The sequence below is a fragment of the Lysobacter sp. H21R4 genome, from assembly GCF_015277535.1.
In the GTDB taxonomy this organism is placed as follows: domain Bacteria; phylum Pseudomonadota; class Gammaproteobacteria; order Xanthomonadales; family Xanthomonadaceae; genus Novilysobacter; species Novilysobacter ciconiae.
In genome coordinates, this window is the sequence record NZ_CP063772.1 from 1007161 (window position 1) to 1020393 (window position 13233).

13 protein-coding genes and 2 tRNA genes are annotated in these 13233 nt (G+C 63.8%); 4 read left to right on the forward strand and 11 right to left on the reverse strand.

The window, feature by feature from the left end; all coding sequences use genetic code 11:
- Positions 1 to 3: 3 nt before the first annotated feature.
- Together INQ40_RS04625 and INQ40_RS04630 are read left to right on the forward strand one after the other, a co-directional pair.
- Positions 4 to 3684: a PilC/PilY family type IV pilus protein gene (locus INQ40_RS04625; protein ID WP_194342032.1), complete on the forward strand. Its 3681-nt coding sequence runs from the start codon at positions 4 to 6 to the stop codon at positions 3682 to 3684.
- Positions 3681 to 4100 carry a type IV pilin protein gene (locus tag INQ40_RS04630; protein ID WP_305059500.1) on the forward strand — a complete coding sequence of 140 codons (420 nt, stop codon included), beginning with the start codon at positions 3681 to 3683 and terminating at the stop codon, positions 4098 to 4100. Before INQ40_RS04625 ends, INQ40_RS04630 begins: the two co-directional genes overlap by 4 nt.
- 205 nt (positions 4101 to 4305) lie before the next feature.
- Here the strand turns inward: INQ40_RS04630 and INQ40_RS04635 are convergent.
- Both INQ40_RS04635 and INQ40_RS04640 read right to left on the reverse strand, forming a co-directional pair.
- A tRNA-Asn gene (locus INQ40_RS04635) sits at positions 4306 to 4379 on the reverse strand.
- 52 nt (positions 4380 to 4431) lie between these two features.
- Complete coding sequence (locus tag INQ40_RS04640) at positions 4432 to 4968, reverse strand: Tfp pilus assembly protein FimT/FimU (RefSeq protein WP_194342426.1); 537 nt, start codon at positions 4966 to 4968, stop codon at positions 4432 to 4434.
- Between the two features lie 157 nt (positions 4969 to 5125).
- Here INQ40_RS04640 and uvrB point away from each other — a divergent pair, with 157 nt between their 5' ends.
- Together uvrB and INQ40_RS04650 are read left to right on the forward strand one after the other, a co-directional pair.
- On the forward strand, positions 5126 to 7213 hold the full coding sequence (gene uvrB / locus INQ40_RS04645; RefSeq protein ID WP_193986645.1) for an excinuclease ABC subunit UvrB: 2088 nt from the start codon (positions 5126 to 5128) through the stop codon (positions 7211 to 7213).
- Between the two features lie 79 nt (positions 7214 to 7292).
- A tRNA-Val gene (locus INQ40_RS04650) sits at positions 7293 to 7367 on the forward strand.
- A gap of 52 nt (positions 7368 to 7419) precedes the next feature.
- On the opposite strand, the gene INQ40_RS04655 is transcribed toward INQ40_RS04650, so the two are convergent.
- The 9 genes from INQ40_RS04655 to INQ40_RS04695 all read right to left on the reverse strand — a co-directional run bounded on the left by INQ40_RS04655 (position 7420) and on the right by INQ40_RS04695 (position 13227).
- Positions 7420 to 8190 carry a DUF6683 family protein gene (locus tag INQ40_RS04655; RefSeq protein ID WP_194342033.1) on the reverse strand — a complete coding sequence of 257 codons (771 nt, stop codon included), beginning with the start codon at positions 8188 to 8190 and terminating at the stop codon, positions 7420 to 7422.
- Positions 8191 to 8287: 97 nt separating this feature from the next.
- Entirely contained in the window at positions 8288 to 8632 is a 345-nt protein-coding gene (locus INQ40_RS04660; RefSeq protein WP_043958465.1) for a hypothetical protein, read from the reverse strand.
- Positions 8633 to 8775: 143 nt separating this feature from the next.
- Complete coding sequence (locus INQ40_RS04665) at positions 8776 to 9246, reverse strand: hypothetical protein (RefSeq protein WP_194342034.1); 471 nt, start codon at positions 9244 to 9246, stop codon at positions 8776 to 8778.
- 31 nt (positions 9247 to 9277) lie between these two features.
- Positions 9278 to 9649 carry a hypothetical protein gene (locus tag INQ40_RS04670; RefSeq protein WP_194342035.1) on the reverse strand — a complete coding sequence of 124 codons (372 nt, stop codon included), beginning with the start codon at positions 9647 to 9649 and terminating at the stop codon, positions 9278 to 9280.
- Positions 9639 to 9863: a hypothetical protein gene (locus INQ40_RS04675; protein ID WP_043958468.1), complete on the reverse strand. Its 225-nt coding sequence runs from the start codon at positions 9861 to 9863 to the stop codon at positions 9639 to 9641. The genes INQ40_RS04670 and INQ40_RS04675 overlap by 11 nt, the downstream gene beginning before the upstream one ends.
- 127 nt (positions 9864 to 9990) lie before the next feature.
- Positions 9991 to 10650, reverse strand: a complete 660-nt coding sequence (locus INQ40_RS04680) for a hypothetical protein (protein ID WP_194342036.1) — start codon at positions 10648 to 10650, stop codon at positions 9991 to 9993.
- Between the two features lie 8 nt (positions 10651 to 10658).
- Positions 10659 to 11147, reverse strand: coding sequence for a hypothetical protein (locus INQ40_RS04685; RefSeq protein ID WP_194342037.1), 489 nt, complete (start codon positions 11145 to 11147; stop codon positions 10659 to 10661).
- Positions 11144 to 12481, reverse strand: a complete 1338-nt coding sequence (locus INQ40_RS04690; RefSeq protein WP_194342038.1) for a FliI/YscN family ATPase — start codon at positions 12479 to 12481, stop codon at positions 11144 to 11146. Before INQ40_RS04690 ends, INQ40_RS04685 begins: the two co-directional genes overlap by 4 nt.
- Positions 12478 to 13227, reverse strand: a complete 750-nt coding sequence (locus INQ40_RS04695) for a FliH/SctL family protein (protein WP_194342039.1) — start codon at positions 13225 to 13227, stop codon at positions 12478 to 12480. Before INQ40_RS04695 ends, INQ40_RS04690 begins: the two co-directional genes overlap by 4 nt.
- Between the last annotated feature and the right edge of the window lie 6 nt (positions 13228 to 13233).

The following is a 13233-nucleotide window of genomic DNA, read 5'->3' on the forward strand; positions in this document are numbered from 1 at the left end:
CCCATGGCGACCAGGACGATTGTTTACATTCCCTTGCTTGCCGCCGGCTTGGCGGGAGCTGCGCTCTTCGCCTATTCGGTGTACGCAACCCAGGGTTCCGGCACGCTGGCCCAGGCGCCGATGAACATTCAGGCCAACATCAAGCCAGCGTTTATCATGGCGGTTGACGATTCTGGCTCAATGACGTTCCAGACGATGTTTCCCAGCCAGGACGGCGAGGCGTGCTGGAGTGACAGCGCGAAGAGTTTCTTCAACACGGACGGGAAACTTCGGAAGTCTACCGACCCCGTCAGCCAGTGTGACTTTTTCTACGTTTCCCCTGGCCCTCGGATCAGTGGGACTTACCTTGGCATACCGCCGATTGACACTTTCGGGTTTGCGCGTTCGCACGAGTTCAATCCGTCCTACTTCAACCCATACATCGCCTACGAGCCCTGGGTTGCGGCGGACCAGTCAAGCTATCCTGATGCAGACAAGAACCAGACGCGTATCGATCCCCGCCAAGCTGCGAGCGTGCGGTTGTTCCAGAAGGACCACACCACGGGCGTGTTCCGTTTGCGCAAGGGAATGTTGCTGCCGGCCGGTAGCAAGTTCACTGCCAGCGGGACCTACCGTGATCTGAAGAACGACATGGAGTGGAGCGGTGGCAACGTCGACGCCACTTTTGAATATACGCCTGGCGTTTTCTACCTAAAATATGAAAGCGACACCGACCCGTTGCCACCGGGTTACTCGAACGGTCATCGCAACCGAGTTTCCAACGCGTGCGGCAGTGGCTGTGACATGTGGCGCTACGAGCCGAAGACCGACGAGGCGCAACGGAATTTTGCCAACTGGTTTTCCTTCTACGGGAATCGTAACCGGGCAATGGTTGCGGGCATGACCCGGGCCATGGCAGACATCCGCGACATGCGGGTAGGCTACGTAACCATCAACGAGAAGAAGCCGGATCAGCTTCCCATGAGGGATCTGACCACGCAGGGCGACAAATCACTCCTCTACGATTCGATGCTGGCACTGGGCGCGAGCGGTGGCACGCCAAATCGCCAGGCGGTGGAATATATCGGTGAGCAGTTCATGCGCACAGACAAGGGGGCGCCCGTACAGAATCAGTGTCAGAAAAACTCCGGGATGCTGTTCACCGACGGATACAGTAACGGCGGCGGACCGTCGGCTCCGGCGATAACTGGACTTGGAATCCCCTTTGACCCTACACCCGAGAACTCGATGGCGGCAATCGCGACCAAGTATTACCAGACGACGCTTCGCACCGGTACCGGCTTTCCGGCGGGCAAAGTACGCATCCCGGAGGCTTGCTCCACGTTGCCTGTTGACTCGATCGAACGGAGGCGGCTGGACTGCAATCCCAACCTCCACATGAACTTCTTCGGTATCACGCTTGGCGCGAGGGGCAATCTATTCGACCCCGATGTTGAGAAGGATCCGTACACCGACAGTACGGTCTATGGAAAGTGGCCGGGCAGGGAGAACGACAATCCGAGCACCGTGGACGACATCTGGCATGCGGCGATAAACACCCGCGGCGAGTACATCAACGCCCGCTCGCCTGTCGACATCACCTCTGCGATGCGCCGGGTTCTCGCGTCGGCGGGCGGCGGCAGCACTCCGTCCGGCAGTCTCGGGCTGACCGGTGCCAGGATCGGCGATGGTTCCTTTACCGTCACTCCCAGCTATACCGCTCGTAACGAAAGCACGGACTGGTACAGCAATCTGCTGGCGCAGACTGTAACGAGTAATGTGCTCACCGGAGAGGCGACCTTCACCAAGCTGTGGGAGGCGACCGACCCCGGCAAGATTCCCATACACGGCAGTCGTAAGATCTATCGTGCCAAGAATCAGGCCACCGGGGTCAAGCCGAACGTCAAGCCCTTCGATACCTCCAACGTTACGCTCGACGATTTCTGTGTAAGCAGTGACCCTCTTGCCCGCTGCAGCAAGAGCGGCAGCACCAATGGCATCAGCGGCAGCAGCAGCCGACTGAAGCTGAACCTCGCCGACATTGTCAATTACCTGCGTGGCGACCAGTCGGCAGAGGTCAAGAACAACGGAAAACTGCGTGACCGGACAACGCGTCTCGGCGACATAGTCAATTCCACGCCAGTGGTGGTCTCGCCATATACTGATCACGGATACCGCAGCCTACGTACGGTGTCTGGCGTTGGGACCTATGCCTACCCGTTTATTTCGAGCTATGAGACGTTCCTGGCTGCCAAAAAGACGGCTGACAAGCCAGTAGTGTTTGCGGGCGCTAATGACGGCATGCTGCACGCATTTGATGGCAAGACCGGTACTGAACTTTTCGGTTTTATACCGGCCACCGCACTCGGACATATGGGGAACCTGCTGTTTCCATATGCCTCCGCGGACAAAGAGAACCAGGTTTTTTCCCACACATTCTATGTTGATGGCCCCGTCACAGTTTCCGACGCTTATCTGGGGGGCGATTGGAAGACCGTTCTTGTAGGAACAGCTGGGGCCGGCGGTCGCGGGGTGTTCGGACTGGACGTGACCTCTCCGGCCAGTTTCGCCGCGGGCAACGTTCTGTGGGAGATCAACGACAAGGTGTCGGACGCAGGTATCAAAGGTGACATCGGGCACGTGCTTGGCAAGCCTGTGATCGTGCCGGTCATAAATGGCGCAACCATAAGCTGGAAGGCTATTTTTGGCAACGGCTACAACAGCAACCTGCAGGATGCCGTGTTGTTTGTGGTCGATATCGCGACCGGCGCAGTGACGCGTATCAAGGCCGAGGAGTCGTCGCGGGCGTCCGTCCCGAACGGCCTGGGAAATATCGTCGTGCTGGATCGGTGGATCGGCGACGCCAAGGGAACCGGCCAGCAGGCTGGTGGTGATGGTTTTGCGGACACGGTGTACGCAGCCGACCAGAATGGCGCTGTGTGGAAGTTCGACCTGCGCGACAACAGCGTGCCGTCCGCCCCGTTTTTCGTGGCGACCGATGCCAACAGCGGAGGCACTCGCCAGCCCATTCTGGGCGGGCTTGAAGCCGCAGCCGGGCCGGGCGGCGCGGTGATGCTGTACTTCGGTACGGGCAGCTTCTCGTTTGACGGCGACAAGACCGATACCCAGCTCCAGTCGGTGTACGGAGTGCTTGATCGCGGGGCCAACGTGTCGCGCTCCGAGCTGCTGCAGCAGACGATCACGGAGGTGTCTGGAGAGCGGAAGTTGACTGACGCCAGCAATGGGTCGAGCCCGGGTTGGTACATCAATCTTGCCGTAGGGTCCGCACGCAAGGGTGAGCGGGTGATTGGTTATCCTAGGGTTGAAAGCGGCGTCGTGTTTATCACCACCTATGAGCCACAAAGTACGGCGGATTGCGCTGGGGACGGTTTCAACCGGATCTATGGCGTCTACGCGCTCTCGGGAGGTTCGGCGATGTCGTCCGTACGATTTGGCTCACCAACCGGCAGCTCGCCCGGTAGCGGAGCCAATGGATTCATGCTCGAAACCGGCGGCTCCGCGCCGGTCAAGGATGTGGCTGTTCTGTCCACCCCGCGTTTACAGCCTCTGCCTGCCACTGCTACAGCGGCAGAACAGGCTGCAGCACTCGCTGCACGATGCTCGATGATTGTCCAGGTTGCCGGAGCACCGCCGATGTATATGCCTAGGCAATGTGGACGGCAGTCGTGGAGGCAAGTCCGATGATTCCGCGTTATTTCCGTGTGTTGTCGGTCAGCGGCTTTACGCTCATCGAACTGATGATTACCGTTGCGGTGGTCGCTATCCTTGCGTCGATTGCCTATCCCAGCTATCAGGAACAGGTGCGCAAAACCCATCGCGCGCAGGCGAAAGCCGATCTTATCGAGTATGCGCAGTTGGCGGAACGGTTTCATACCGTTAATAACACATACGTGGGTTTTACTTTGCCGAGTGCGGTGTCACCGCGGGAAGGAGGTACTGTCCGCTACAATCTCGCGCTCAGCCCGGCGTCGACACAGGCGGCGTTCACACTTCTGGCAACCGCGAATGGCGCTCAGGCAAAAGATCGGTGCGGCAATTTGGGGCTGAACCAAGCGGGTATCAAGACGGTTAGCAAGGGCACCGTTTCCGATTGCTGGTAGACCCTTGAAAGTACGGTGGTTGATGCTCGCACTCGAGAAGGGCGCAGCATTGCAGGCTACTGTTCGCTGGAACATCTGCGTCGCAGGCCATCGGCCTGGCCAGATGTATTTGTCGATCAGCGAAATCCTCGGCTGACACGCCGGCCATAAAAAAGGCTCTGCGCAAACCGCAAAGCCTTTTGGTCTTCTACGTCGGAAAAATATGCGCCCGAAGCTGGACTCGAACCAGCGACCCCCTGATTAACAGTCAAGTGCTCTAACCAGCTGAGCTATTCGGGCGGGGACGAGCATTGTAAGCGCTGTGCGCGTGCGGTCAAGCCTTTCGGTGCGTTCAAGGCGCGAACGGACAAGGCGTTCCGTGGTTGCGTTCGCTACGGGGCCGCCCTGCATTGTTGACAATGATGCTGCCCAGATGGGTGCTGTCCTTCTTCGAGCAGAGACGGACGCTCAGGTTGCTGCCGTAGGCCATCCCGCTGGGGTAAAAGCGGACCAGGCTGCGGCCGGCGGTGCTGCGCAGTGCGACGCCGGCGCCAACGCTGTCGAACCGCTGCAGCACCGCTTCCGCGGATGCGGGCTGCTTCGCGCGGGTCGGGTCGGCAAACACGATCCAGCCGTCATCCCAGACCGTGTCGCCGCGACAATGCCGGCCGTCGCTGCTGGGACACACACTGACCGGCGCACGCTGCTTGACCGCAGCCATGCGTGCGAGGGCCATCGACGTTGTCAGCAGATTGAAGGCGGTCGCCGTCCGGGTGCTTTGCTGCAGTCGCTGGAACGACGGCACACCAATGCCCATCAGCACCGCCATCACCACCAGCGTCACCATCAGCTCGATCAGGGTAAAACCATTCGCATCCTGCCTCATCATCGTCCGTTCCTTTGATCCGATTGCGGCAAAGGATCGCGCTGCGCTCGCTGAACGGTAATCCGGTCACCCGCCGTCGGTTGGTAGGGATTTGCCGTGTCCGCCCCCATCACGGAGGGGTCCTACACTGACCTTTTGAGCATTCCGACGCTTGGATACGATGAACGACGCAGCGCACACCCCATCCGCCCCAACGGATGCCCCTCCCGAGCGCTTCCCTGGCGCGCGGCAGCGCGAGGGGACCTTTGAGCTGGTATCGCCCTATTCGCCGGCTGGCGACCAGCCACAGGCGATTGAGAAGCTTGTGGAAGGGTTCGAGGCCGGGCTGGCGCACCAGACGCTGCTGGGCGTCACCGGCTCGGGCAAGACCTACACCATCGCCAACGTCATCCAGCAGGTGCAGAAGCCGACGCTGGTGATGGCGCCCAACAAGACGCTCGCCGCGCAGCTGTACGGGGAGTTCAAGTCGTTCTTCCCCAACAACGCGGTCGAGTACTTCGTCAGCTACTACGACTACTACCAGCCCGAGGCCTATGTGGCGTCGTCGGACACCTTTATCGAGAAGGACAGTTCGGTCAACGAGCACATCGAGCAGATGCGGCTCTCTGCGACCAAGGCGCTGTTGGAGCGGCGCGACGCGATCATCGTCTGCACCGTCTCGGCGATCTACGGCCTGGGCGATCCGAACGAGTACTTCCGCATGGTGCTGCACATGGTGCGCGGCGAGCGCATCGACCAGCGCGAGCTGATTCGCCGGCTCACCGAGATGCAGTACTCCCGCAACGACACCGAGCTGCGCCGCGGTACCTACCGCGTGCGTGGCGAGGTGATCGACGTGCATCCGGCCGAGTCGGAAATGGAGGCGGTGCGGATCGAGCTGTTCGATGGTGAGATCGAGAACGTCTCCACCTTCGACCCGCTGACCGGCGAGAGTCTGCGCAAGCTGCAGCGCTACACCATCTACCCCAAGTCCCACTACGTCACCACGCGGCGCACGGTGCTGGACGCCGTAGATGCCATCAAGGACGAGCTGCGCGTGCGGCTGGAGCAGTTGTACGCGCAAAACAAGCTGCTGGAGGCGCAGCGGCTCGCGCAGCGCACCCAGTTCGATCTGGAGATGCTGGCGGAGGTCGGCTACTGCAACGGCGTGGAGAACTACAGCCGGCACCTGACCGGCCACATGCCCGGCGAGCCGCCGCCGTGCCTGTTCGACTACCTGCCGCCCGACGCGCTGCTGGTGGTGGACGAGTCGCACGTGACCATTCCGCAGATCGGCGCGATGTACAAGGGCGACCGCTCGCGCAAGGAGACCCTTGTGGAGTTCGGGTTCCGCCTGCCTTCCGCGCTCGACAACCGGCCGCTGCGCTTCGAGGAGTGGGAAGGGCGCTCGCCGCGATCGATCTACGTGTCCGCCACGCCCCGTGCCTACGAGCTGGAGAAGTCGGAAGGCCAGGTCGTCGAACTGGTCGTGCGCCCGACAGGACTCATCGACCCTGAGGTGGAGGTGCGCCCCGTCGCCACCCAGGTGGATGACGTGCTCGGCGAGATCAACCTGCGCGTCGCGATGGGTGACCGCGTGCTGATCACGACGCTGACCAAGCGCATGGCCGAGAACCTCACCGAGTACCTCGCCGAGCACGATGTGCGCGTGCGGTACCTGCACTCGGACATCGACACGGTCGAGCGGGTGGAGATCATCCGCGACCTGCGCCTGGGCAAGTTCGACGTGGTGGTGGGGATCAACCTGCTGCGCGAAGGTCTGGACATGCCCGAGGTGTCGCTGGTGGCGATCCTGGATGCCGACAAGGAGGGCTTCCTGCGCTCGACGGGCTCATTGATCCAGACCATCGGCCGGGCGGCCCGCAACGTGCGCGGCAAGGCGATCCTGTACGCGGACAAGGTCACCGACTCGATGAAGCGGGCGATCGAGGAAACCGACCGGCGCCGTGGCAAGCAGGTCGAGTACAACACCGAGCACGGCATCACGCCGACGTCGGTGAATCGCGCCGTGATGGATGTCATGGAAGGCGCGCGTGTGGATCCGGCCGCGCTGAAGGAGCGTAACCGCGCGCGTCAGGTCGCCGAGGAGCTGGCGGAGTACGCAGCGCTCAATCCTGCGCAACTGTCGGCGCGGATCAAGAAGCTCGAGCAGAAGATGTACCAGCACGCGCGCGATCTGGAATTCGAGGAGGCCGGCGCCGTGCGCGACCAGCTGCACCTGCTGAAGCAGCAGGGCTTCGGCGTCTGACGACGCAAAGCTGTTGCCGAAGCGCCGCTGGCGGGCTAAACTGCGCGCCCGCTCGCCGGGTTCATGAGTTTGGCGAATGGGGCGGTTAGCTCAGTGGTAGAGCACTACCTTGACATGGTAGGGGTCGGGGGTTCGAAACCCTCACCGCCCACCACATCCAATGAAAACGGCAGGCCTTCGCAGGTCTGCCGTTTTTTTTGCGTGGATCAGTGGCGCGCCGGGACCGCGCTGGTGAAGCCGCCCGAGTTCACGCTCACGCTTTTCAGGTCCGGACCGTCCGGGAGCATGTTGCGCTGCACGCCGTCGCGGTACTGCGCCAGCAGCTTCTTGTCGCCGCGGGCCTGGAGGGTCCGGTAACCGCCCAGCGCCGCCGCGGTATGGAGCATGAAGGTCTCCGCGATTTCCTGCCGATCCGCATCGTCCATCGCGCCCAGTTCCGGGTCATCGCGCATGGCCTTGCGCAACTGGTTGCGGATGGAGGTGACCTGGGCCCGGGTCAACGCGGTTCCCCTGACGACCTCCCACAGGGCGGCGTAGTGGGCCGCGGTGACATCGATAAGGTCGTTGGATGCCAAGCCGTTCGCGTCGAGCAGCTTCTTGAAGTCCGCGCGGTAATGTCCGGCCTCAAGATCGCGCATCACCATTGCCACCGCTTCCTCCTCGTTGGGCTGATCGCTGGCCAGGTAGCGCGCGAAACGCTGATCGACCAGCTTGCTTACCTTCGGGTCCGACTTGAACCGCGGATTGAAGGGCGGGTTCTTTTTGGCTGGGGACACGCTGGGTGTCGGTGATTCAATGGCCTTGTTGCTGCTCTTGCTCAGCGCGCGGGTGCCACCGATTGCCGACTGGCTGAGTGCCATCTGGCCGTAGTTCACGCCCATGTCGAGGGTAGGGCTGGGTGACCACTGGGCCTGCGCCGGTGCCAGAAGGGACGCGCCGGCCAGTCCGATCAACAGGCATTTCAGTTTCGTTCGCATAGGAGATCCTCCACAAAGCACATGGCGACCCCGGAAGCCCGGGATCGCCATGTGGTGACACTTTGGTGAAGCTTGTTGAAACAGGGCAGCCGGGAGATTACTGCTTGCGGGCTACCGTCGTCATGCCTTCACCGATCGACTTGATGGCGGTGCTGCTGGCGTTGGAGATCATGCTGAAGAGCTGGCTCTGCGCCTGGAACTCCATCATGGTCTTCTGGAACTGCTTCGCGGCCTTCTGGTCTTCGGGATTCGCTGCAGCCAGCTTGTCCATCTTGCCCGTCAGCTCGACCAGCTTGGCCGCCTTGTCGCCCATGATGCCGCCCAGCGCCTGGGCGATCGCGACCAGCCAGCTCTTGCCTTTGCCGCCCTTGGCGTCACCGGCCTGGAGGTTCTGGACGACCATCTTGGCGATGGCGAAATTGTTGGAAGCCTGTGCAGTCATGTCGATTCTCCGTTGTGTTGGATTTGGCCGAGTGCGGGTTGGAACGATAGGGCCGGGGGATGGATTGGGATCGGTTGCGTGTGATTGATACTGCGAGTGGACGGCATCGCTTACTAGCTAGGGCGTGCCCTAGTCGTTGGGGCTCATCGGCGGCGTCGGAGTGCCATGGCGACGTGGGCCGGCAGACCCATCGCTTGATCCGCGGAAGCAGCGGTTTGCGCTGACCCCATCTGCTCGGTCAGCCACGCCTGTGCGGCCGCTTCGCCTTGCTCCCTGCAGCGCTGCGCGAACTCGGTCGCCGTACGCAAGGCGTCGTTCTGCAGGCTGCCCAGCGCATCGTCGAACTGTCGCACCAGCTCGTTGCGGTCGGACTCGTCGAGCATCTGGTTGCCCACCAGCAGGTCCAAGGTTTCCATCCACTGCGCCCGGTCAGGTCCGACGCTCTGCGACGTGCTGGCAGAGGCTGCCTCGTTTTCCAGCGCTTCACGGAAGTGGCGGAGGATCGTTTCGCGATCCGCCGCGTCGACGTCGGGGTTCTCGGCCAGTGACGCATCCAGTTGCGCGAGCATCTGTTCGTGGTCCGCGGTGCGGGATGGCGTGTCGTAACTGGTCATCGTCGGCTTCCTGTGGTGACGGTGGAAAAAGTCAGGGGGATTGACTGGCATCGAGGCCGTCGACGACCCGTCGACTTTCCCGGCCGTGTTCCTCGCCCAGCGCGCGGGCTTTCTCGCCGAGCCAGCGGTCAGCGCTCTCCTTGCCATCGTCGGCCAGGCGCTGCTTGTACTCGGGCATGATCCGCTCCAGCGCCTGCTCCAGCGACTCGCGTTGCTCGCTTACATGGCGGATGAGGGTGGACTCGTCGTCGGCATTGATGCCGCCATCGCCCTTGAGCTCCTCGATGCGGCCGATCCATTCGCGGTTGTCACCGTCGCCCGGACTGGGCCGGTCACCGGCAACCGCGGGGGCTGACGCCACCGCGGTTGGGATGTCGAACGGCGGCAGTTGGTCAGCTGCCATAGCCGTCGGCAAAACCTGACGAGTAGGCGGCGCTGAAGTACTGGCTGACGTCAGTCGGGATGTTGGCACGGCTGAAGGCGGCCGAGATGGCCTGGTCGAACACGTCGCCGATGATGTCACCGACGATGTTTCCGATCATGCCGCCCAGCGGGCCGCCGATCGCGGTACCGACCATCTTGCTGACGGATTGGACAATGTCACCGATCAAGGACATGGGGTTTCTCCGGTTGCTGAAAAAAGTGGTGCGGGTTGATTCATGGTCAAGTATCCGCACCGACTGCCGGTGGGGTATTGGGGCTGACCCCACCTAGGTGTTGCCCGAGGGTGCGGCGCCGCGCTCCTTACTCGGTGAGACGGGGGTCGATGGTGAGGGCGCCCAGTCCGCGTTGGGCAAAGCGTTCGCTGAGCTGGCTGCCGGCCTGCTGGATCGCGTCGAAACTGTCGCGCGAGCGCACGTCGGCGCGCAGGAGCCAGCCGTCCGAGGTCCGGCTCAACAGCAGGTCGGTGCCGGCCAGCGTCGTGTCGGCCATGCGCAGCAGGACCTGGCCATCCTCGCTGCTTGCCGAGCCCTCGCTGACCGCAAGCTGGCGAACGTGGCGCTCGAGCAATTCGGCGAATGCGGTGGAATTGACCGGAGGTGCCGGTAGTGCGCTGGTGGTTCCTGAGGCCTGGTGGGCGAGGTTCTGGGCCTGCCATATCGCGGCGACTTCGGCCGGCGGCAGCGGTTCGGCGGACAACTTGCCCGGATCGCGGACGGAGGTCGTGTCCTGCTGGCTGGGGAAACTGCGGTTGACGCGCTCGCCGGCCAGTTCCTCGCCCTTGCGCGCGGCAGCCTGGGAGTCGCCCTGACCCTTCAGCTGTCCCTCGCGCATGAGGTGCTGGAAGCGCTGCCGGTCCGCCGGGTCAACCGCGCGCTGCGGGTCGCGCGCGGAGTCGCGATTGCGGGAATTGTCGATGCTGTCGGAGGAGGGCGCGGACGTACTGTCGCGGATGATGCTCATGGCGTACCTCAGTGGAAGGCGTTGGGAGTGGTGCGGCGGTGCAGCAGTTCCGCCGAGGCCAGTTCTTCCTGGCGAAGTTCATTGGCGTGCTGTTCTTCGCGCCACAGGTCCTTGCGCTTCTTGAGCGCATCCTCGCGGGCCTTGATGCGGAAAAACGCCTCGCGCACCTTTTGCAGCTCCGCCTCGGCTTCGGTCAGTAACTGCTGGGCGCGGAGCAACTGCTGGTGCGCCAGTTCCGTTTGCTGCTGCAGCAGCTCGATGTGGGCCTCGCGCTGCGCGAGCGCCATCGGCCAGGCGATGCCGGCCGGTGGCGGATCGAGCAGTTGGCGGCGCTGGCGCGCGCGCTCCTCGCCCAAGGCGTCGATGTGGCGCTCGATCTCCATGCAGGCGGCGCGTTTCGCCGCGACTTCGCGCTGGTGCTGGAGCACCAGTTGCTGCGCGGCCTGGGTGCGGTGCTCGCGCAGGCGGATGAGCGTGGCCAGTGGATAGCGTTTCATGGAAACAGCCTGCGCAGCGCGTCGGCGGAACGTTCGAACGGCACCAGCTCGGTCGCCGGCTGCTGCAGCAGGCGGCGGATGGGTTCAATGCGGTCGATGGCGATGTCCGCCTCCGGATCGGTGCCGCGCTGGTACTCCCCCAGCTGCAGCAGCAGTTCGATGTCCTGGTACTTGGCCAGGTACTTCCGCAGTTGCCCGGCGGCGTGCTGGTGGGTGCGGTCGACAACGCGCGGCATCGTCCGGCTGAGGCTCCCGAGGACGTCGATGGCGGGGTAGTGGTAGGCCGCCGCGAGCTTGCGCGAGAGCACCACGTGGCCGTCGAGGATCGAGCGCACCTCCTCGGCGATCGGGTCGCTGCCGTTCTCGTCCTCCATCAAGACGGTGTAGAACGCGGTGATACTGCCCTTGTCGTTGTTGCCGGCCCGCTCGAACAGCCCCGGCAGGGCGCTGAAGACGGAGGGCGGATAACCGCGACGGGCCGGGGGCTCGCCCACCGCCAGTCCGACATCGCGCAGGGCGCGGGCGAAACGGGTCACGGAATCGAGGAGCAACAGCACACGCTGACCGCGATCGCGGAAGTGCTCGGCGATCGCGGTGGCGACCCAGGCCGCGCGGCTGCGCTCCAGCGCGGGCCGGTCAGAAGTAGCCACGATGACCACCGAGCGCGCCAGCCCTTCGGCGCCCAGGTTGTCGAGGATGAATTCGTTGACCTCGCGGCCGCGTTCGCCGACCAGGGCAATGATGTTGACGTCGGCATCGCCGCCGCGCGCGAGCATCCCAAGCAGCGTGCTCTTGCCGCCGCCGGCGACGGCGAAGATGCCCAGTCGCTGGCCCTCGCCAACGCTCATGACGCTGTCGATCGCCCGCACGCCGGTCGAAAACGGCCGGTCGATCAACTTGCGTGACAGCGGGTTGGGCGAACTGGCGTAGATGGGCGCGGGCACGCCGCCGCTGATCGGTCCGAGGCCATCGATCGGGTTGCCGTGGGCATCCAGGACGCGACCCAGCAGGCCATCGCCGGCGAGCACGGTGGCCTGACGTCCGGTCGCGTAGACCTCGGTAGTCGCCGACACCCCGTCCAGCGCGCCCAGCGGCGTCAGCAGGGTGTGCTGGCGGGACACTCCGACCACCTCCGCGGCGAGATGGAAGTCGGCCGGACCCTCATGCGGCGGATTGCGCAGTTCGCACAACTCGCCGATCGCGGCCTTCAGGCCGGTTGCCCGGATCAGGGTGCCATAGGCTTCGGCGACCTTGCCGACCCGCTCGACGGTGCGTGCGCGGTTCAGGGCGCCGGCGAGCAGCGCGTCCTGTTCGTTGCCCAGCAGCGCGCTCATGTGGAATCACCGCGCGAGGCACCGGCGCCTTGATCCGACCCACCGGCTTCCGCCTCAGCATCGGGATCCACCGCCGGCGTGTGCGCCGCCAGCGCGGAGCGGATCGCTTCGATCTGCTGGGCGATCCCGGCGCGCACCTGTCCCGCCTCCGACACGACCACGCAGCTCAGCGGGTCCAGGCTCTCGTCATCCACCAGCTCGATCACGCCGACGGCCGGGTGCGCCTGGCGCACGGCGCCAAGACCGGCCGTCACCGATTCGCGTACCGAGGGATGCACGCGGATCAGCAGGAATTGCTCGGCCTGCGCCGCCTCTACGGCCTCCATGACCAGGGATGGCGCAACCTGGTCCGGATCGAATCCCGGCGCCAGGCGCGCAACGATCGCGCAGGCAAGGTCGATCACGCGCTGCTGGGCCTCGCCGAGCACGCGGGCGCGCCGCTCGTTGAGTGATGCGAGCTGCTCGGTCATCTGCGTCTGGGCGCGGGCGATGCCTTCGGCGTATCCCGCCGCCGCCGCTTCCTTGCGCGCCTGCTCGATCTGCTCGCTGGCCTGTGTGTGCAAGGCGTTGACCTGCTCGACCACGGCATCGACGTCGGCCAGGCGTTCCCAGGAATCCGGCGGCACGATGTTGCCGGCCAGCACGCGCTCGAAACGCCCCGGCTCCATGACGCCAACACCGCCATGCGGCCTCCGGGTGGCCGGGGATGCCGTGGAAAAGCTGCTGGACTGATCGTCTGAACGCATGGTGTC

Bases quoted from the DNA above. Each gene is read 5' to 3' on its own strand.
- INQ40_RS04625 (WP_194342032.1), top strand. From the start codon at position 4: ATGGCGACCAGGACGATTGTTTACATTCCCTTGCTTGCCGCCGGCTTG.
- INQ40_RS04630 (WP_305059500.1), top strand. From the start codon at position 3,681: ATGATTCCGCGTTATTTCCGTGTGTTGTCGGTCAGCGGCTTTACGCTC.
- INQ40_RS04640 (WP_194342426.1), bottom strand. From the start codon at position 4,968: ATGATGAGGCAGGATGCGAATGGTTTTACCCTGATCGAGCTGATGGTG.
- uvrB (WP_193986645.1), top strand. From the start codon at position 5,126: ATGAACGACGCAGCGCACACCCCATCCGCCCCAACGGATGCCCCTCCC.
- INQ40_RS04655 (WP_194342033.1), bottom strand. From the start codon at position 8,190: ATGCGAACGAAACTGAAATGCCTGTTGATCGGACTGGCCGGCGCGTCC.
- INQ40_RS04660 (WP_043958465.1), bottom strand. From the start codon at position 8,632: ATGACTGCACAGGCTTCCAACAATTTCGCCATCGCCAAGATGGTCGTC.
- INQ40_RS04665 (WP_194342034.1), bottom strand. From the start codon at position 9,246: ATGACCAGTTACGACACGCCATCCCGCACCGCGGACCACGAACAGATG.
- INQ40_RS04670 (WP_194342035.1), bottom strand. From the start codon at position 9,649: ATGGCAGCTGACCAACTGCCGCCGTTCGACATCCCAACCGCGGTGGCG.
- INQ40_RS04675 (WP_043958468.1), bottom strand. From the start codon at position 9,863: ATGTCCTTGATCGGTGACATTGTCCAATCCGTCAGCAAGATGGTCGGT.
- INQ40_RS04680 (WP_194342036.1), bottom strand. From the start codon at position 10,650: ATGAGCATCATCCGCGACAGTACGTCCGCGCCCTCCTCCGACAGCATC.
- INQ40_RS04685 (WP_194342037.1), bottom strand. From the start codon at position 11,147: ATGAAACGCTATCCACTGGCCACGCTCATCCGCCTGCGCGAGCACCGC.
- INQ40_RS04690 (WP_194342038.1), bottom strand. From the start codon at position 12,481: ATGAGCGCGCTGCTGGGCAACGAACAGGACGCGCTGCTCGCCGGCGCC.
- INQ40_RS04695 (WP_194342039.1), bottom strand. From the start codon at position 13,227: ATGCGTTCAGACGATCAGTCCAGCAGCTTTTCCACGGCATCCCCGGCC.